Here is a 22,891-nt window from a genome sequence, read left to right as displayed (position 1 = left end):
GCCAGGGCTTGGCCCAGACTGTGGGCTCCCAATACAGGGTGACCCGTGTCGGTCGGGATGTGCTGGGTGGCCAGGGCTATGCGCAGTCGCAGGATGTCATGGCCCTCTCTCCAGATGGGCGCTATGCCACGGGGGTGCGTTTTGGCAGCAGCACACGCGGCTTTCTCATGACGACGGGCACGACGCCCGTACTGCTGGACATCCCCAAGGTGGCCTCCTCTCATCCGTATGCCCACGGTAAGGATGTGAACGATGAAGGCGATGTCGTCGGTTATGAAAAATGGAGCGTGGGAAATGTGGTGAACATCATCCCTTGGTTCTATGACCGCAGCGCGGGCACCGTCACTTCCCTTTACAATTCGGCGAATCCCACCCTGACGGCGATCCCCACCGCCATCACCGCAGGCAGCACTTATGCCTTTGGCATGGCGGATACGGACGGCCCGCTGGGGGCCAATCCCAGCCAGGGGGTGTATTGGAATCTCAGCACACGTGCGCGCACCAGCATCCCTGGTGTGCGCGAAGTGCTGGATGCCTCGGCCGATGGCTCCATCCTCCTGGTGGTGGACAGCAGCACGGGCTACGGAAAAATTTTGCGTGGCAGCGTGGCCAGTGGGTGGACAACGACGGTGGCCAGCTTTGGCTTCATCAGCGGTGGCAAGGTGAGCCCGGATGGCCGTTATGTGGCCACCTCAGAGATTGAGAATGACTATTTGTTAGGCCCTTTTGTTTTTGATACCGTGCAGGGACTCCGCATGAACCTGCCTCTGCGGGCCGGAGACACCTTGGGTGGCAAGGTGGGTGCGGTGAGCGATACGGGGCGTGTGCTGGGCTCCGTGCATACGGCGGGCAGCAATGGCAGCTTCGCGGTGATGTGGCTTTCGCCTATCAGCAGTTACACGACGTTTCTGGACCTGTTGGCCACGGATGGGCACGCCAGCCAGGACTCCACCTACTACGGCTGGAACCTCTACAACGGTGGCGACGGCATCTCTGCGGATGGCATGACGATGGCCATCTACGGAAGGAATCTTTCCTCGCTGGAAGACTCGATGCTCTTCAAGCAAAATTGTCCTGCCATCACGCTGAATCCTGCCAGCCTACCTGCGGGGAGCCTGGGGACCTTTTATACGCAGACACTCACGGCCAGCGGCGGCAGCGGCTCCTATGTTTACAGCCTCGCCAGCGGCAGCCTGCCCGCAGGCCTTTCTCTGAATGCCAGCACCGGCGTCCTTTCCGGCACCCGGTCCAGCCCGGCAGCGGCCACCTTTACCGTGCGGGTGATGGATGCCAGCGGCTGCATAGGCCAGCGAACCTACACCATCAATGCGCTGTGCACGCCGATCGTGATCTCTCCCACCGTTCCGGCGAATGCGATGATCAATGTCACCTACAGCCAGAGCTTCACGGCCACTGGCGGCAACACCCCCTACAACTGGACGGTGACCAGTGGTAGCCTGCCCACAGGGCTGACGCTGAACCCCTCCACCGGAGCATTGGGTGGCAAAGCAACGAGTGCGAATGGCGCAGGTGTGGAAGTGACCCTGACAGCCACAGACAGCATCGGCTGTAGCGGCAGCCAGACGGTGCGCCTGGTGGTGTGCCCGGTGATCACTCTGTCCCCCGCCACCATGGCCAATGGCACGCTGGGCTTAAACTACAACGCCACGGTCACCGCCTCTTCGGGCACGCCTCCGTATGCCTTTTCGGTCAGCAGCGGCAGCCTGCCTGCGGGTCTTGTGCTCAATGAAGAGACGGGGGCCATATCTGGGCTGCCCACCACGGCGGGCACCAGCAGCGTGACCCTCCGGGCCGTGGATGCCAGTGGCTGTTTTGGCACCCGTGACTACTCCTTCACCATCAATGCGGCGACCTCGGACTTTGGTGACTACAGCCTGTTTAGCAATGCCAGCAGCACCGTGAACAGCCGCCTTCGCATTGGCACCTTGGTCGATGCGGAAGGCAGCAGCATCGCCGACAACATTGCCAGCGGGGACGACACCTTCGGCAGTGACGATGAAGACGGCGTCACCTTCAGTTCCCTGGTGCAGGGCAAGGCGGGAACGGCGACGGTGCGTGTGACCAACACCCGTGGATCCACCGCCTACCTGAACATGTGGATGGACTGGAACGGCGACGGCACGCTGAGTAGCACCGAGCAGGTGGCTACCAATGTCTCCATTGCGAATGGAACGAACAACGTGAACCGCGTGATCAACTTCACCGTGCCTGTGGCTGCGATGGAAGGCATGGTCGGTGCGCGTGTGCGGCTGACTTCCACTTCGAGCCCCGGCAGCGCCAGCGCCAGTGGCATCGGCGAGGTAGAGGACCATCTGGTGAGCGTCACCAGCGCCTGTCCGGAATTTGCCGTCGTGGTGGTGAACTACAACAATAACACCATCAGCCGCTTCAGCGGGACGGACGGTTCGCATCTGGCGACCTGGACGCCCTCAGGTCTCGGTTCGCCTAACTATGGGTATCGCGTGAGCGACAACACCCTGCTGGTGGCCAATGGATCCAGCAACACCATCACCAAGCACAATCCATTTACCGGAGCCCTCATCAGCACGCTGGTGCCTGCGGGTCGTGGGTTGAACTTTCCGTATCAGATGGCAGTGGCGCTGGACTCCAGCATTTACATTGCGAACCAAAATGCGGGCAATGTGCTGCGGTTTAACCAGACGACCGGCGAGGTGCTGGGCACCGTCCTCAGCACCAGCAGCCCGGCGGGTCTGGTGTTCGATGAGGAAGGGAATCTTTACGTCACGCAAAACATTTCCGGCGGCTCGCTGCGCCAGTACAACAGCAGTGGCACCCTGCTTTCAGTCATCGCCACCTGGCCTGCCGGTGAGTATCCGCGCGGGCTGGCCTGGGGCCCGGACGGCCGCCTTTATGTCAACGTGCGCAACAACAACGCCAGCAATGGGCGGGTGGATGCGATCAGCCTGCCAGGCGGAACCCGCAGCACGTTTGTGACGCTGGATTCAGGCTCCAATCCCTACACGGGGATCAAATGGGGCCCGGATGGCAACCTGTATGTGGTGGACTATGGCGAGAATGAGCTGGATGTCTTTTCGGCCGCAGGCAGCCTGCTGCGGAAGCTGACCACCAGCCTGGACGGCCCCCATGCCGTGGCCTTTTCCGACTGCGAAGCCTCCACGCAGGACTTTGGTGACTATGTCGGCTTTGGTGCTGCCAGCAGCACCTGGAGTACCACGGTGCGCCTGGGCAACGAAGTGGACACCGAATCCCGTCCCCGCAGCAATCTTTACGCGAACGGAGACGACATTGATGACATTGATGACGAAGACGGCGTGACCATGCCAGCGAGCTTAACGGCGGGCAGCACGGTCACGATTCCGGTCAAGCTTCTCAACACTTCAGGCGGCACGGTTTTCCTGAATGCCTGGCTGGATGCAGATCTGGATGGCGACCTCACCGATGCTGGGGAGCAGGTGATCACCAACCGCATCGTCGCCAACGGCACCAACGGGGTGACGCAGAACATCAGCATCACGGTGCCAGCGGGACTGACGCCGGGGATGGCCGGGATGCGCTTTCGCTTGTCCACCGTCAGCAGTGTGGCCCCGACGGGCAGCGCCGGTATCGGTGAAGTGGAAGACTATCTGGTGGCCCTGCTGGCCGCACCTGTGGACTTTGGCGATTTGTCCGTGCTGGGCAGCGCCAGCAGTGTGGTGAGTGCCGGCCTGCGCATCGGCACCAACGCGACGGATTCCGAAACGGCCAATCCGGCCAATGCAACGGCCACGGGAGACGATGCCGTGGGAACAGACGATGAAGACTCGGCGCTGCCTGCCTTTGCCTCCGGTGCCAGCAGCTCCGTGACGTTGAACCTCTTTAACAACACCGGTGCGACGGCTTATTTTTCAGCCTGGGTGGATTGGAATAATGATGGGGCGCTGAATGGCAGCAATGAGCAGGTCATCGCAGAGACGATGGTGACGACAAGCAGCAGCGTGCAGTCCCGCACCTTCACTGTGAATGTTCCGGGCACAGCCGTGCGTGGCACGCCCCTGGGGCTGCGCCTGCGCCTCAGCTCACTCCCTGGCATCCCGTCCGTAGGTTCCCATGGGCAGGGCGAGGTGGAAGACTACCAGATCACGGTGCAGTGCCCATCCATCACGGTGAATCCGGTCACGGCTGCTTCTGCGGTGACGGGTGCAAGTTACACGCAGACCTTTACGGCCAGCGGCGGCACAGCCCCCTACATCTTTGCCGTTTCGGCGGGTGCGCTGCCCGCCTGGGCGACGCTGAATGCCGACAGCGGCGTGCTCACGGGTATCCCGAACAGCACCACGGCAGCTTCGTTTACCATCCGGGCGACGGATGCAAGTGGTTGCCTGGGCAGCCGGGCCTACACCCTCACGCCCTCCTGTCCCGCTTTGACGGTTAGCACCAGCACGTTGCCCGCCGCCTCGGTGGGGGCTTTCTATGACCAAACGCTGGCCGCTAGCGGAGGTACGGGCCCCTACATCTGGGACATCACTTCGGGCACGCTGCCTACTGGCCTGACCCTGGTTCCAGCCACAGGCCGTCTCAGCGGAACTCCCACGACTGGGAACGGAGCTGGAGTTTCCCTGGTCTTCCGTGCCACGGATGCGAATGGCTGTCAGGTTTCCCGCACTCTGGTGCTGCGTGTTTGCCCGGTGATCAATCTGAGCCCGAGCACGCTCCCTGCTCCTGTGCTGGGTGCTGCCTATGACCAGACTGTCACCGCCAGCAGCGGGGCGGCTCCTTATCTTTATGCCGTGGGAACGGGGAACCTGCCTGCCGGGCTGACGCTGAATGTCAGCACGGGCAGGATCACCGGGGTGGCGACGAGCCTCGCGCCTGCCAGCTTTACCCTGACAGCAACGGATACGAACGGCTGTCGCGGCACCCGTGCCTACGTGCTCACACCGGTCTGCCCAACCCTGACGGTGACTCCGGGCAGCCTGCCTGCTGCTGCTGTGGGCGTGGAGTATAACCAAACGCTGACGGCCACCAACGGCACCGCGCCTTACACCTGGGCTGTCAGCGTGGGCACTCTGCCGGCTGGCCTAACACTGAATGCCGAAACCGGGGTGTTAAGCGGCCTGCCAACAACGGGCAATGGTGCAGGCACGGCCATCACCTTCCGTGCGACCGATGCGAATGGCTGCCTGGGCACCGCCACGATGACGTTCAAAGTCTGCCCGGTCATTACGATCTCGCCCGCGATCCTGGCGCCGGTGATCGTGGGCAGCCCTTATTCGCAAACGCTGACGGCTTCTGGCGGTGCTTCTAGTTATACTTATGCGTTGGTCTCGGGTGAACTTCCTGCGGGGCTGACCTTGAGTCCAGGCGGTGTCATCAGTGGCACCACCACGGTGACGGCTCCAGCCAGCATCGTCGTTGCGGCCACCGATGCGAATGGTTGTGTGGGGACGAAGAATTACAGCGTGGCGGTCGGATGCTCACCGGTTACTATTTCCCCGACGACGCTGTCTCCAGGCATGGCGGGGACTTCTTACAGCCAGACCTTGACGAGCGATCTGCCCAGCGGGTTGAAGGGCGAGTATTTCCTGGGCATGAACTTTGAGACCCTGGCGCTGACTCGTCAGGATGCGGCGGTGAACTTTGCGTGGGGTGGCGGTTCGCCAGATCCGGTCATTTCCGTGGACGGATTTTCGATTCGCTGGACGGGTGCCGTTCTGCCACCTTCGACGGGCAGCTACACCTTCCGCGCCACGGCAGATGACGGGGTGCGCCTGTGGGTGAACAACGTGTTGGTGATTGACCGTTGGATCGACCAGGGTGCGACGGCTTACACGGCCACGGTGAGCCTGACGGGCGGTATGCCGGTGAATGTGCGCATGGAGTACTATGAGCGCGGCGGCGATGCCGTGGCTGCGCTGGACTGGTCCGGCCCATCCTTCGCGATGAAATCGGTCACGGAGTGGACATCGTATCAATGGACGGTGGCCAGTGGGTCACTGCCTACCGGGCTGTCTTTGAATGCCACCACGGGTGTCATCAGCGGCATTCTGGCCAATTCCAGCACTGCCACCTTTACCGTCCGTGCGGTGGACTGGAAGGGCTGCGAAGGCACCCGTGCCTACACCCTCAATGCCGGCTGCTCGGCTGTGACGGTGAACCCCGAGACTCTGGCGAGTGCCACGGTCGGCACTGCCTATAGCCAGGCATTGACCGCCCTGCCTGTGATCGGGCTGACGGGCGAATATTACTCTGGGCTGAACTTCAATACCCTGCTGCTGACCCGCAAGGATGCGGCGATCGACTTTGACTGGGGCAGCGGCTCGCCGGACCCGCTGCTGCCTAACAATGTCTTCTCCGTGCGCTGGACAGGCAAGCTGGTGCCGCCATCCACCGGCTCTTACACCTTCAGGACGACGAGTGATGACGGCATCCGCCTGTGGGTGAACAATGTGCTGGTGATCGACCAGTGGCGGGACCAGTCCCCAACCAATTATGCGGCAGCCGTGAATCTCACCGGTGGGGCAGAGGTGCCTGTCAAATTCGAGTTCTATGAAAACGGCGGTGGTGCAGTGGCGCGGCTGTATTGGTCGGGCCCGGGCTTCGCATCGAAGGCTGTCACCGAGTGGCAGACCTACACCTGGGCGGTGGCCAGCGGCAGCCTGCCTGCGGGCCTGAGCCTGAACACGGCCACGGGTGTGATCAGCGGTACGCCCACCAGCAATGTCACTTCCAACTTCACCATCCGTGCCAGCGATTCTTCCGGCTGCGCAGGCACACGGGCTTACACCCTGGGGCCTGTTTGCCCACCGTTGGCCATCACCACCAGCAGCCTTCCAGATGCCTATCTGGGCGTGGCTTATAACCAGACGCTGACGGCCAGCGGTGCCAGCAGCACGCTGACCTGGGCCCTTTCTTCAGGAAGCCTGCCAACGGGGCTGAACCTCAGCCCTGCGGGTGTCATCACTGGCACTCCTTCACTCACGGGTAGTGCCAGCTTCACGGTGCGGGCTGTGGATGCGGCCGGATGCCAGGTGACTCGCAGCTTTGCCATGTCGGCACGCAGCCTGGCGCTGGGCAATCAGGTGTGGGCAGACATGAACAATGACGGCCTGCGCCAGGCGGGCGAAAGCGGCATCGCTGGCCTGCGCATGGAGCTGTGGTCGGTCGGCAACGATGGCGTCCGCAACAACGGCAGCGGCGACGACGTGAAGGCGGCCGTGGATGTCTTTACCGATGCCAACGGCTTCTACCAGTTCACCCTGCTGGTGCCTGGCAGCTACTATGTGCGCATGCCGACGGCACCGCTGCACTTTCCGGCGGTGAGCACGGGCGGTGTGAATCTGGACAACGGCGTGAACAATGACAGCAATGCCATCCAGCCGGCGGGCAGCGGCACCCAGGTGGTGAGCCCCATCATTGTGCTGACTCCTGCGGGCGAGCCGGATACGGCAGCCGATGGCGATGGCCCTGACATGGATTCCACCGTGGACTTTGGCTTTGCCAACCTGGATGCCTGCTATGTCACCAACCTGATTGACAATCCGAGCTTCGAGTTTCAGCAGCAACCCAACAGCACAGGCACGGCCCTCAGCGTGCAGGGTTACAATGGCGCGGGCACCGGACTGGGGACGGGCATCAATGCCTACCAGTGGGTGAACGGCGTCAATGGGAGCAGTGGCCTGGGCGAGCCGGTGCAGCGAGTGCAGATCCAGGCAGCAGGCAGCGGGTCCCGGGTGTCCTGGGTGGAAAGCTTCAAGTCACGCCATGGCAGCCGTCACATGCTGCTCCAGGGCACCAGCTCAGGCGTCAGTGTGCGTGCGGCAGGCGGCGCAGGCTGGGGCACGGTGCTGCAGCCGGGCCGTGAGTACCAGCTTTCCGTCTGGGCGGCGAATGCCAGCGCGGCGGATGCCTCCATCATCTGGAACCTGGGTGCCAATGCTCCGGTCTTCCAGGTCATCACGGGCAGCACTCCTGGCATCTACCAGCAATACACAGTCTCCCAGGCGGAGATGACGGCCTCAGCCGTCGGTGAACTGCAATGCTGCGGATTCCCGGTGACGGGCACCTCTCTGAGCAAGTTCACATCGGCCGATTACAATAGCTGGTCCGAGGCTGTGGCGAACGGGGCCCAGCCGCAGTGGCGGCAGTTCACCTGGCGTTTCCGTGTGGCGGCAGCGGCCACGGCTTCCCAATTGGATACGGCGAATTTTGTGCTCAGCGGCGGCTCCAGCAGCGGACCGGTGGTGGCGGATTTTGTGTCCCTCTGCCAGCTTTCCTCCGCCAACAATCTGGCCATCGGCAACCAGGTGTGGACGGATGCCAACAACAACGGCCTCAAGGACGGCAACGAACTCGGCCGCAGCGGCGTCACGGTGCAGCTTTACAGCAGTGTGGATCTCACGGCAGGCAATGAGGACGACGTCTTTATCACCAGCACCACGACCTCGACGACGGGCAACTACCAATTCTCCAATCTCGCCGAAGGACGCTATGTGGTGAAGGTGACGCCGCCCTCCGGACTGCCCCTGACCGGGGGGACTCCGGTGGCGCTCGACAACCAGGTGAACAATGACAACAACGGCAGCCAGCCCGGTGGGCAGGGGACACCTCTGTTCAGTCCCGTCGTCACGCTGACCTCGGGCCTGGAGCCGGTGAACGATGGTGATGACAGTGCGGACTCGGATCTCAGTGTGGACTTCGGTCTCTTCAGCGGCATCACCGTCGGTAATCAGGTCTGGGCCGATACAAACAACGACGGTGTGTATGATAGCACGGCTGAAATCGGCATCAGCGGTCTCACCGTGCAGTTGCTGAACCAGGCGGATGAAGTCGTGGCGACCACGACGACCAACGGCAGTGGTGTTTACAACCTGCTGGCCTACCGCCCCGGTATTTATCGCCTGCGCATCCCGACTCCGAGCTCCACCTATCCCCTGGCCAGTCCGGTGGCGGACCAGAATGACAATGGCGAAGACAATGACAGCAATGGCCTGCAGCCCGGCGGTGTGGGCACGGCGGTTTTCAGCCCTGAGTTCACGCTCACCGCTGCCACGGAGCCCGGCAGTGCGGGCAGCACGAATGCGGAGAACACGCTGGACTTTGGCTTCCGTGCCTGCCCTTCCATTGTAGTGAATCCTGGCGTGCTGGGGGCCGCGACGCGAAACGTCGCCTATTCGGTGAATCTGAGCGCCACCGGTGGCAGCACCCCCTACAATTATACTCTGAGCATGGGCAGCCTGCCAGAGGGGCTCACGCTTTCGCCAGCCGGTCTGCTGTCCGGCACGATATCGTCCGGGGCCTTCCTGGGTGACTATAGTTTTGTCGTGCGCGCTACGGATGCCACGGGCTGCTTCGGCGTCCGCAGCTACACCTTGAAGGTGACCCAGGGGGTCATCGCCATCAGCCCCGAGACGCTGCCATCCGCCACCCAATATCTGCCTTACACGCAGAGCTTGGTCGCCAGCGGCGGCAGTGCCCCTTACGCCTGGAGCGTGTCTCCGGCGGTGCCTTCCGGAGTGCTGGCCTGGTGGCCTGCGGAAGCGAGTTCCGGCACGATCATCGGGACCGATGCTGGCTCGGCCCTTGCCGGCACCAGCTACGGGACCGGGCGCATCGGCAAGGCCTTTGTCTTTGACGGGGTGGATGATGTGGTGGCCGTGGCCGACTCTGAAACGCTGCGCCCGGCGCTGCTGACGCTGGAGGCCTGGGTGAACCCGACCTACCCGATGAACGCCAATGGCAGCGTGATTTCCAAAACGACCTCCGCCCTCGGGACGGACGGTTACGGCCTGGGGCAGCTAGGGGCGGATAACACCTTTGGCTTCTGGCTGAACAACCGCAGCAGCAACCGGGTGACGACCACGCTGACCGCCGGTGTCTGGCAGCATGTGGTGGCCACCTTTGATGGCAGCCAGATGCGGATCTATGTGAACGGTGTGTTGCAGGCCAGCAGCAGCTTTGTGGGCAGCATCACGCACAGCAGCACTTCGCTGCTGATCGGTGGTGGCGCCTCCGATGGGGCCTGGAAGGGCGGGGTGGACGAGGTTCTCATCTATGGTCGTGCGTTGTCGCTGGCTGAAATCCAGGCCCGCTACCAGGCGACGCAGACGGGCAATCAAGGCCTGCCGCAGGGGCTGAGTGTGGATGCAGCCACGGGTGCCCTGGTTGGCACGCCCACATCAGCCCCCGGAAACTACACGTTCCATGTTCGGGCCAGCGACTCATCGGGCACCATCGGTGGCCGTGCTTATCAGCTCACCGTGACTTGCGGCACGCTGGCCATTGCGCCGGTGACGCTTCCTGCTGCCACACGTTTGGTGGCTTATCCGAGCCAGACTCTCACCGCCACAGGTGGCACGGCCCCTTACACCTGGAGCCTCACCTCCGGCAGCTTGCCAGCGGGCTTGAACCTCTCTCCAGCAGGGGTCATCAGCGGCACGACGACCGCAAATGCTGGCACGACCAATGTGACCGTCAGCGTGGTAGATTCCGCAGGCTGCGTGGGTGCACGGTCCTACAATTTTACGGTGCAATGTGCCGCGTTGACGATCTCGCCTTCGGTCCTGCCCGCCGCTCAACAGTTCGCCGCTTACCCAGCCCAGACGATCACGGCTGTGGGTGGCACGGGACCTTATCGGTTCTCGATTTCCACAGGCAGTCTGCCCGCCGGGATGGCCTTGTCTGCAGATGGCAGCCTCAGCGGCACGCCAGCAGCGGTGCCTGGAAACTACGCAGTGGTCCTGCGTGCGACGGACAATGTGGGCTGCACCAGCACCCGTGCCTACGTCCTGGCGGTGACCTGCCCCTCCATCGCCATTTCCCCTGCTAGCCTGCCTGCGGCAGGGCAGGGTTCCGCCTATGCCCAGACGCTGACGGCGACCAACGGCAATATCCCCTACTCCTGGGCGGTGACGGCGGGTGCCCTGCCTCCAGGTATGGTGCTTTCTCCTTCCGGCCAGCTTTCCGGCACGGTCACGGCCTCTTCAGGTAGTTACTCCTTCACCATCACCGCCACCGATGGCCGCAGTTGTGTCGCCACCCGCAGCTACACCGTTCCCGTGGCCTGCCCGGTGCTACAGGTGGCCCCGGCTTCGCTGCCCACAGGCACGGCGAATGTGCCTTATTCACAGATGCTGACGGCGAGCGGAGGCACGGCCCCGTATACTTGGGTGCTGGCCGGTGGTGCTCTGCCCTCGGGCGTCACTTTGGCTGCGGATGGCACCCTGGCGGGCACCCCGGCTGCGGGCAGCTCCGGCAGTTATACTTTCACCGTTCGCATCACGGATTCCGGGGCTTGCGTGCAGGAAACCAACCTGACTTTGGCCATCAGTTGCCCGGTCATTACCATGAGTCCTTCCACCTTGCCTCCGGGCACGGTGGCGGCAGCTTATGACACGACTTTGACCGCCTCGGGCGGCAGCGGTTCCTATAACTGGAGCGTGGTGAATGGCAGCCTGCCGCAGGGCCTGCAACTGGTGCACGGGGACAACAAGATCGTGGGATCTGGCACCGCCTATGAAAGCATCTTTTCTCCCGCTGGTTCGGTGACGGTGGATCCCCCGAACGGTGGCCTGCTGACTCTGGCTCTCGGTGGTACAGCGGGGCCTGTGGATGTGGGCTTCTGGAATTTGAAGGCCACGGGCGGGGTGAGCATTGGCCTGCTGGGCATTGGCCTAACTGAAAGTGGTTCCAGAGTGAGCCTGGATGGTTCAGCCCTGAAATTCCAGGTGAGCAACAATTCCTCTAGCCTGCTGGGTTGGCTGGGCGTGGGCACGGCGATCACATCGAGCTGGGAGGCCACAGCCAACTTTAACAAGCCGGGCGCAGCGATTGAGCTCGAACCCAACACCCGCTACACGGTGAGCTTCCTGGTGGATGGCAGCAATGGCCTCCTACAGTCTGGCCTGGGCATCCTGCCCACATTTACCATAGAGTTGCTCGACGGGGCAGGGAACGCCATCGCTTCGCAATCGTCCGGCACGCTGGTCAACCTTCTGGGCCTCCTGGGCACGGGCGTGACGAGTGGCACGGTGAACCTGACCTTTAACACCCCCGGCACTGTGGTGACGGGTGCGGCCAAGCTGCGCATCAAGGCCACTGCGGTGCTGAATACCACGGTGCTGGGACTGGGAACGACCGTTGCATCCATCCGCAACCTCCAGGTCATCTCCACCAATGGCAGCACTAGCCCGCAGGCCAAGATCATCGGCACGCCTTTGTGCGGGAACAATTCCCAGAGCTTTACCCTGAAGGCCACGGATGCCAGCGGGTGTGCCGCTGTCGCCAATTACTCCATCCCGGTCACTTGTGCCCCGGTTTCCATTGTGACCACCACCCTGCAGGATGCGGCGGTGGGGCAGAGCTACTTGCAGGTGCTTGAGGCCTCTGACGGTCTGGCTCCTTACACCTGGACGGTGGCTGCCGGTGCCCTGCCTCCGGGCGTGTCCCTTTCGGCCTCAGGCAGCCTTTCTGGCGTGCCGTCGGCTTCGGTGGACAGCTCCTTCACCGCCCGTGTCACGGACTCCTGCGGCTGCTCCACCACGCGGGCTTTTGTCATCCGCAGCACCTGCCCAACGATCACGGTGACTCCAGAGACGCTGCCTGCGGCCTACCTGGATACGACCTACACCCAGACGCTGACGGCCACGGGCGGCTCGGGACCTTACCTCTGGGTGATCGAATCGGGATCTCTGCCTCCCGGGCTGAACCTGACCTCCACGGGAACGATCCAGGGCAAGGCCACGACCTCCACGACGGCGCTGTTCACGGTCAACGTCACGGACTCCTATGGGTGCTCCACCCTGCGGGCCTACAGCCTGGCCGCACGTGGATTGTCCTTGGGCAACTTGGTGTTCAATGATGTGAACCTAAACGGCATCCGCGATGGTGGTGAGCCCGGTATCGAAGGTGCCAGCCTGCAACTTTGGTCTGCCGGGGCGGATCGTGCCATCGGCGGCAGTGGCCTGAATGCGGATGCCCAGGTGGGTACGACGCTGACGACGCCCGCCAGCGGAGCCTATGCCTTCAATGGCCTAGCCCCTGGTTACTACTATGTGCGTCTGGTGCCGCCGGTGACAAGCCCGCTGTCCGGTGGCAGCCCAGTGGCCTTGGACAATGGCATCGACCATGACAACAACGCAGCCTCGCAACCCGGTGGCGCAGGGACCACGATCTTCAGCCCCGTGGTGCAACTGGGCATCGGTACCGAACCCACTGTGGACGATGGCGATGCCGATACGGACTTCACCCTCGACTTCGGCCTCTTCCGTGGCATGGGCCTGGGCAACCTGGTCTTCCAGGACACCAATGACAATGGCCTGCGCGATGCTGGCGAACCTGGGCTGGACGGAGTGACTTTGGAGCTCTGGTCCGTCGGTGCAGATCAGGTGATCGGCGGCACGGATGATGTGCGACTGCGCACCCTGGTGACGGCCGGTGGCGGCCTGTATGCCTTCTCTTCTCTGGCTCCAGGCAAGTATTACGTCCGCATCCCCACGCCGCCTCAGTCGCACCCGCTGTCCAGCAGCAGCACCGTGCTGGCAGATAATCGGGTGGATAATGATGACAACGGCCATCAGCCTGCGGGCGGTTCTCTTTACAGCCCGGTGGTCACCCTTAGCCCCGGCAGTGAGAGCTCTGACAACGGTTACACGGACAGCACACTGGACTTTGGCCTCTGCAATGTGCTGCCGACGGCTTACGTCTCGGCCACGCAGGATGACAGCATTCAGGTTTATGATCCGAATGCACGGCGGTTCCAGGGCAACTTCCATCACCCCTTTGGCAACAGCCATAACCAGGGTGATGGCAATCCTTTTGACGTGCCTTACAGCATTGAAATGGGCCCGGATGGGAACTGGTACGTCGCCCACTTTGGCGCTAGCAATCTGCGCAAGATCAGCCCAGCAGGGGTGGACCTCGGTGCTGTGCTGTTGAATACGACGGCGAATGTCAGCTTCATCGAAGCCTTTGCCATCGGGCCAGACGGCAACTTCTATGTGGTGGACCTCAATGGCCGCCGCATCGTCAAGTTCCAGGGCCCTCTCTCAGCCAGCCCGGGCATGCCCATGGGCCTGGCTCCCCACACCTTCATCAGCCAGGCGGGCATCCAGGATGTGAACTTTGGGCCAGACGGGAATCTTTATGCCGTCATTCTGGATGGAACGGTGCGGGAAGTGCGCCGTTACAGCACCACCACTGGCAGCCTCTTGAATGTGATCGTGACGGACACCCAGTTGGTCAACATGGTGCCTGGTGGCGAACCAGTTTCCATCATCTCGGGTATCGATATCCACGGCAGCACCCTCTACGGCGCGAATCGTTTGGACGATGAAATCTTCAAGGTGGACCTCACCCAGCCCGGCGCTCCAGGCGAGCCTCAACTGGTGGCGTCCATGAGCTCCGCAGGCGTGGGATCTGTGGAAGCCCGCGACATCGAGATGAACCCCGGAACGGGCAAGCTCTATGTGGCAGGTTACAATTGGGCCAAGCCCGTGCTCGGCGGCACCTTTGCCACTGGGGCTGTGGTGGAGATTGATCCTGCTGGTGCGCCTAACGGCACCGTCCATATTTTCGAAGCGCCTATTCCTTCACCCCCCGGGCCTAACAATGAGATTTGGTCCGGCCCGCGTGACCTCGCCTTTGGTCGTCCTTTTGTGCAGTTGCCAGATTCGGTTTCCGTGGGCAGCCTGGTTTGGAACGACCTCAATGCCAATGGCCGCCGCGATGCCGGCGAGCGTGGCATCCCAGGTGTGCGTGTGGAGCTGTGGCGCGACCTGGATGGCGAGACGGCAAATGGTGCGGAGTTCCGCATGGGCTGGACCTTCACCGACGAGCGTGGCGTCTATTACTTCTCCGGCCAGACTCCGGGGCGTTATCAGCTCAAAATTCCGGCGCTGAACTTCGGCCAGGGACTGCCGCTGGCAGGCTCCGGCTTCAGCAGCCCGATCACCTCGATCAACGACGACCAGACGGACAACGATGACAACGGGCAGCAGCCGGGCGGCAACTTCACGGAAGTGGTCAGCCCCATCATCACGCTGACCCCTGGCACGGAGCCTCTGGGCAATGCACAGACGGGCGCGGAGATCGGCTCTGGCGGTGAGGTGGATGACTACACGGTGGATGCCAACGGCGACATGACGGTGGATTTTGGCTTTGTGGAGCCCGGTGTGATGGGCATCGGCAACCTCGTCTTTAATGACCTCAATGGCAGCCGCCGCTTTGACCTGGGCGAGGGCATAGACAATGCCGTGGTCCAGCTTTACTACTGGGGCCAGACTCCCGGTGTTGACCAGCCGCTGGCCACCACGCTGACGGCAAACGGGGGCAAGTATCTCTTCACCGGCCTGTGGCAGGCCCAGTACTTTGTCCATCTTCCGGCACAGCAGTTCCAGTCCACCGGTGTGCTGCGTGGTCTCTTCAGCCTGGAAGGCGTGCAGGCCGGGGACGATGACCAGGGGGAAGACTCAGTGGACAATCTTCAACCGACGGTGGAGGGCATCAGCTCGGGCCGCATCATTTTGACCCGCGACAGTGCGCCGCTCAATGCCAACTCGGAAACCGGCTTTGATGCTACGGACGATGACGCAGACGATGCCAATACGGACTTGACCGTGGACATCGGCCTCTTCCGCCCTGTGGCGCTGGGGAACCTGGTATTTGCCGATGGCAACTCCAATGGCCGCTATGATCCGGGCGAGGGGCTCAATGGCATCACCTTGCAGCTTTATAACTCGGGCCAGATTCCTGGCACCGATGCACCGCTGGCCACGCGGGTGTCTGCCAATGGCGGTCGTTACCTCTTTGATTTCATCCGTCCGGGCAATTACATCGTCCACGTGCCAGCCGCCATGTTCGCGCAGACCGGGCCGCTGTATCAGCAGGTGAGCATCAATGAAGGCCTCGCAGGGGATGACAACGTGGGTGAAGATGGGGTGAATGAAGGCACCCCCGCAGTCAACGGCGTGAGCACGGCCGAGATCCGTCTGTTCCCTGGCGCGGCCCCGACGGACTCCAGCGGTGAAACCGGCCTGGATGGAACGAGTGACAATGACAATGACTCGGCAGTAGACCTGACCGTGGACTTTGGTTTCCAGACGCCGGTGGGCGTGGGCAACCTGGTTTTCCTCGACAACAATGCCAACGGAGTGGCCGATGCGGGTGAAGGTGTGAACGGCGTGCGGGTGGAGATCTATCGCTCCACGCAGACTCCTGGGACGACGACTCCGCTGGCGCAGACGACCACGGAAGAGGGCGGTCGTTACTTCTTTGATTTCCTCAGTTCCGGGACCTACATCGTCCACATTCCGGCTTCGGAATTCGCGGCTGGCCGCCCGCTTTACAACACCCTTTCGGTTCAGGGCAGCCAGACGGGCAGTGCCGATGACAGCAGCGGTGAAGACGGCGTGGATGAGGCCACCCCGGCACTCAACGGCGTGAGCACCCGCCTCATTTCTCTAGCGGTGGATGCCTGCCCGACCAATGGCACGACGGAAACCGGCCTTTATGCGCAGGACGATGACTTTGATGACAACAACTTTGACCTGACGGTGGACTTTGGTTTTGCCGTGACCAATCCGAATGCTGTCGGCGTAGGCAACCTCGTCTTCCAGGATGCCAATGCGAACGGGGTGTATGACAGTGGCGAAGGCGTCAACGGAGTTCGGGTACAGCTATTTGCCTCCACGGCAGATCCGCAGACCGCCAGCCCGCTGGCCACAGCCGTCACGACCAATGAAGGCATCTACTTCTTTGGCAATCTGGCCGCCGGTGCCTACCTGCTGCACATCCCGGCCTCTGAGTTTGCCGAGGGTAAACCGCTCTACGGCTGGACATCCCTCCCAGGCCAGGGACTGGATTCCGGCATTGACGATGACTCGGATGAAAACGGCAGCGATACGGATCCTGTCACCCTGGGCATCACCTCCACCGTGATCGAGCTGCAGCCAGGCAATGAGCCTGAAAACTTCCTGGGCGAATTCGGCCGGGATGCCTTCATGGATGATGCCAAGGATGCCAACATGGACCTAACGGTGGACTTTGGTTTTTCCAAGCTCGCTTCTGTGGGCAACCTGGTGTTCCTGGACTCCAACAACAACGGCACTGCCGATGAGGCCGAGGGGCTGTCCGGCGTGGAGGTGCAACTGTATGAAGAGAATGCTTCGCCCATCTTTGACGAGCCTGTGGCCACCCTCACCACGGATGCCAATGGCCGTTACCTCTTCACGGATGTGATGCCGGGCAATTACTACCTGCATGTGCCTTACTATATGTTCTTGGAGGAAGGGCCGCTGCATCTGCAAGCCAGCGTTTATGGCAGCTCCACCGGTGACGACAATCTGGGTGAAGATGGTCTGGACGATGGGCGGCCAGACACCAATGGCATCAGCACAGCAGTGTTTAGCCTCAGTCCTTCCGCTTCCCCTGTTGGGGCCGCCGAAAGCGGCCAGGATGGCGGCTCCGATGACCTCACCGATGCCAGTGTGGACCTCACTCGCGACTTCGGTTTTGTGCCCAGCGTCGAGATCGGCAACCTCGTCTTTAGCGATGCCAACGGTGACGGCATCTTTGACCCAGATACCGAGTCGGGGCTGGGCGGAGTGAGCGTTGAGCTTTGGTCGAATGAAGCGGGTGCGGCCTCTCCCCTTGCCAGCGTGTTCTCCTCCAGGCTCGGCTCGTACAGCTTCAGGATTGCCCCAGGCACCTATCATCTGCGGGTGGATGCGTCCCAGTTCAGTTCGGGTGGGCAGTTGGAAAATCTCGTGCCCTCCGTCGCCACACCGAATGGTGCTGGCACCTTCGTGGACGACAACGTCGGCCAGGACATCTACGAATTCGGAAACGTCACCGTGGTGGGTGCCCGCACGGCTGCCTTCAGTGTGCAGATAGGCGAAGGCCCGACGGCGGCCAACGGAGAAACGGGATACGGAGCCTTTGAAGATGACTTGTACGATCAGGATTCCGACCTGACGGTGGACCTTGGCTTTGCGCCGAAACCGCTGCGGGTGGGCAACCTGGTGTTTGCCGATGTGAACGGTGATGGCCGATTCTCCACCACGACCGACTTTGGCATCCCTGGCGTGCTGGTGCAGCTCTTTGCCATTGGCGATATCCCGCAGACCTCCACACCGCTAGCCGAGACCTACACGGGAATCGATGGCGGCTATGAACTGAAGGCACCCGGGGCAGGCTCTTACTTTGTCCATATCCCGGCCTCCCAGTTTGGTGAGGGCAAGCCTCTCTCCGGTGCCTCGGCCGTGCCTGGTTTTGGCAGCGATGATGGCACGGATGACTCGGGCAATGAGGATACGCTGGATCAACCACAGCCTACCTCCACCGGGATCAGCTCCACGCTCTTCGATCTCGACTTTGGCACGGAGCCGACCGACGAGATGGAGACCGGTTTCAAAGGCAATCAGGATGTGGGCTATGATGCCGATGCCGACCTGACCATTGACCTTGGCTTCCTGAATGTGCCAGCTCCGGCGAATCTGGGCGTGGGCAACGTGGTCTTCAACGACGCCAATGCCAACGGTCGCTATGACGCGAACGAAGGCGTGGGCGGGGTGTGGATGCTGCTCTATCGCAGCACGGATGTGCCGGGGCTTTCCACGCCCTACGCCAGCACCTTCACGGATGCAGCGGGCCGCTATCTCTTCAGCAGCTTGCCACCTGGTGGCTACATCGTGCATGTGGCGGCGGATAACTTTAAGCCGAACCTGACCTCCCTCGGTGGCAATGCGCTGCCGGGCCTGCAACCGGGGCCTCTCTTCAATCGGGTGTCCGTGACGGGTGAAACCGAAGGGGATGATCTCGTCGGTGAAAATGGCGTGGATGCGCTGGCTCCGGCCATCTCTGGCATCAGCAGCCAGGTCGTGATTTTGCAGCCGGGCCAAAGCCCCGTTGGCAGTGCCGAGAACGGTTTTGACGGCAGCTCGGACAATGAGTTCGACGGTGACTTCGACCTGACAGTGGACTTCGGTTTTGTGGAACCCGACAATGGTTCCGGCACGGATCCCGAGGGGCTGCAAATCGGTAATTTGGTGTTCAAGGATGCCAATGGCAACGGTCGTTATGACTCCGGTGAAGGCGTGTCTGGTGTGATCGTGCAGCTTTATCGCAGCACGGACATTCCTGCGGTGTCCCTGCCTGTGGCCATCACCACCACGACCAGCAACGGGCGCTACCTCTTCAGCCAGCTCACGGCGGGCAACTACATCGTGCACATCCCGGCGCTGAACTTTGCCCCGGGTGTCCTGGGCCTGACAGTGGAGGGGCCATTGCACCGTCATCGTTCCGTCACCGGTTACCAGACTCAAATTTTGGATGACCATCTGGGTGAAGACGGGGTGGATGCCCTGCTGCCGGAAGTCACAGGTGTGTCCAGCACGCTCATCAGCCTGCAGGCGGGTGCGGCACCTGTCGGGACGGTGGAAGGTGGCTTCGATGGAGGCTCTGACGATGCCTACGATGCAGACAGCAATCTGACGGTGGACTTCGGCTTTGTCGCCGTGGCGGTTGAACCACTGCCGGATGATCTAGGCCTCGGCAACGTGGTCTTCAGGGACGCCAACACCAATGGCCACTATGATGCGGGTGAAGGCATCGCCGGTGTGGCGGTGCAGCTTTACCGGAACACGGATGTGCCTGGCATCTCCGCCGCCCTAAAGACGGTGGTGACGGACAGTGAAGGCCGGTATGCCTTTACCGGGCTGGCCGCTGGCATCTATGTGGTGCACATCGCGGCAGAAAACTTCCGCCCAGGGGTGGATGGGTTTGTCACGGCAGGGCCTCTCTTCAGTTGCATTTCAGTCGCCGGCCATCAGACCTCGGTGGGGGACGATAACCAGGGAGAAGACGGTGTGGATTCCGCGACTCCGCTGGTGACGGGTATCTCGAGCCTGGGAATCAATCTGCAGGTGGGTACGGCCCCGGCTGGCGCGGCTGAAGGCGGTTTTGATGCATCCTCAGACGATGCCAGAGATGCCGATACGAACCTCACAGTGGACTTTGGCTTTGTGCCGTTTGTCGCCGTTGAAGATCTCAGCCTGGGCAACCTCGTCTTCAAGGACCTGAACACCAATGGCCGCTACGATGCGGGTGAAGGTGCGGCAGGCGTGACGGTGCATCTCTATCGCAGCACGGACGTGCTGGGAGTGGCCGTGCCTGTGAAGACCACGACCACGGATAACGAAGGGCGTTACCTCTTCGGTGGACTCTACTCCGGCAGCTATTATGTGCATATCCCGGCGGATAACTTCCGTGCGCCGATCCTGGCCGCCATCTCGGCAGGTCCGCTGTATAACCATCTTTCTGTCAGCGGGCATCAGGACGGAATGCTGGATGATAATCTGGGCGAAGATGGCGTGGATGCGCCTGCTCCCGCCATCACGGGTATCTCCAGCGGCATCATCAGCCTGCAGCCGGGGCTCTCGCCTACCGGGGCCGCTGAAGCTGGCTTCGAAGGCACGGCGGATGACGCACGGGATGCCGATGGCAACCTGACCGTGGACTTTGGTTTTGTGGATATGACCCCGGTTCCAGAAAACCTGGCCATCGGCAATGTCGTCTTCAAGGACACCAACCGCAACGGCCGCTACGATGCTGGGGAAGGCACCCCTGGAGTCACGGTGCAGCTCTATCGCAGCACTGACCTCGTGGGCGTCATCGCGCCGCTGAAAACAGTCACCACGGATGCCGCCGGGCGCTACCTCTTCAGCGGGTTGCAGGCGGGCAGTTACTTCGTCCATATCCCGGCCCAGAACTTTGGCATCGGCGTGGCCGGTTTGATCGCTGAGGGCGCTCTTTACAACCATCTCTCCATCGCCTCCCACCAGGCCGGGGCAGGGGATGATGACCAGGGCGAGGACGGGGTGGACTCCCTGTTGCCGCTGGTGACGGGCATCTCCAGTGAAGTCATCGTCCTGCAGGCTGGCACGGCTCCCGTGGGTGCGGCTGAAAGCGGCTTTGATGGCAGCACGGACGATGACTGGGATTCTGACAGCAATCTGACGGTGGACTTCGGTTTTGTGCCGGTGATTGCTGCTCCAGACACCGGGCTTCCTGGCCTGGGCATCGGCAACATGGTCTTTATGGATGCCAATGGTAACGGCCGCTACAACGCAGGCGAAGGTGTGGCCGGCGTGACGGTGTATCTTTATCGCAGTGCGGATCTTCTGGCCCTTCTCGGACCGCTGAAAACCACCACCACCGACAGTGCTGGCCGCTATCTCTTCAGCGATCTTGCTGCTGACAGTTATGTGGTCCACATCCCGGCTGCTAATTTCCAGGCGGGCCTCCTAGGGGTCATCACGGAGGGACCGTTGTTCAAGGCCTCGTCTCTGCCCGGTTACCAGACCGCCAGCGGTGATGACAATACGGGCGAAGACGGCATCGACGTGCTGAATCTCACCACGCTGGGCATCTCCAGCCGCGCCATCACGCTGCAATCTGGGACTGCCCCTACTGGCAGTGCTGAAGGCGGGTTTGAAGGCACATCGGATGATGATTCGGACGCGGATTATGACCTGACGGTGGACTTTGGTTTCAGGATCACCGGGGGCCTTCTCGGCCTCGGTCTGGCTCCACCGCCGCAGTCGGCTGCACCGGCTCCTGTCCCAGCCTCTGCCTCCAGCACCTGGCAAAGTCTGGCCCGGACACTGGGTGAACCGACGGCTGATCTGGATGCTGACGGCGCTGCCAATCTGCTGGAATATGCCCTGGGTACCGATGCGACATCCGGCCTGCAAACCCAGCGTTTCTTCCTGCAAACGGATGCCGCCACGGGCCGTGTAGATGCCGTGGTCATCCGCCCCAGCGGTGGCCGTGCAGATGTGCGGCATCTGCTGGAAACCAGCAGCGACCTGCGGTTGGGCGAATGGTCGCCAGTCACGGTGGTGCCTGTCATCACTCAGAATAACAATGGCAGCGAAACGCTTCGTTATACCGATGTCGCCTCCCTCGGCGAAATGGGCTTCCTGCGCCTGAAGGTGAACCTGGATGCAGATCTCAACGGCCGCGCCGAAGCCACGGTGGTCTCCGGAATCCAGGCCTGGGTGCGCCGTGACATCAGCGGCCAGCAGAGCTTCTCCATGCCACTTTTGCGGACGGATGTGTTCAACGGCATCCGCGCCACCGGAGTGAAGTCGAAGCTCGTTGCCGGTCAGTCCTATTACGTGGAAGTCCTCGTCGGTGCGCATGAAGGCCAGCGTTATGAACTGGATGAAGCCGCGACGACCGATGAGGCTTTGGCCTTTGAGACTGCCACTCCAGACCTTGCCAGCACACGCCTTGCGGTGCGTCCGCATTGGACGGTGAATGGCCTGTTCCCAGCGGATGCGTTTGCCACGGGGACTGAGGCGGCGAATGCAGATCGCCTGCTGTTCTTTGACGCAGCCTCGGGCAGCTTCCGCACGAGCTGGCTCTCCGTCGACGGATGGACGGGGGATAGCGCAGGAGACCGCCTCGTGGCCCCTGGCGAAGGGCTGCTGGTCCATGCTCGCACGGGCACTGTTTCCCTCACCTTCACCGGGGCGGTCCGCAGCACCCTGTTTGCCCAGCCATTGCAGGCCGGGGCCCAGTTCATCGGCAGTGGTTTCCCTGTGGCTCACACCGTGCAGACCCTTGGCTTGCGGACTGAGGCGGGCTTCACGGCCTCGACAACTCCCGATGAGGCCACCCGCCTGCGCCTGTGGAAGGGCGATGTCGCCCCTGGCGAATCCACCTACCGCCACCTCTACTTGCACAATCCGGCCTCCCTTTGGCTGGATGAGGCAGACGGCAGCGATGCCAGCACCCAGACCCTTCTGGAGCCGACCCGCGCCTTCTTCCTCGTCTCCCCGGTGGCCGTGCCAGGGTATCGGGAACCCTGATCCACAAAAAGGGGCGCGGTGATGGCACCGCGCCCCTTGGA

Annotated in this window: 1 protein-coding gene; it reads left to right on the top strand. The window is 62.1% G+C overall.

The window, feature by feature from the left end; translation table 11 throughout:
* Positions 1 to 38: 38 nt before the first annotated feature.
* On the top strand, positions 39 to 22,850 hold the full coding sequence (locus tag ABEB25_RS22465) for an SdrD B-like domain-containing protein (RefSeq protein ID WP_345738695.1): 22,812 nt from the start codon (positions 39 to 41) through the stop codon (positions 22,848 to 22,850).
* The last annotated feature ends 41 nt before the right edge of the window (positions 22,851 to 22,891 follow it).

The sequence above is a fragment of the Prosthecobacter algae genome (assembly GCF_039542385.1).
Lineage (GTDB): Bacteria > Verrucomicrobiota > Verrucomicrobiia > Verrucomicrobiales > Verrucomicrobiaceae > Prosthecobacter > Prosthecobacter algae.
The sequence above is the reverse complement of the archived record's forward strand: the minus strand, read 5'-3'. Positions and strand labels throughout refer to the sequence as shown.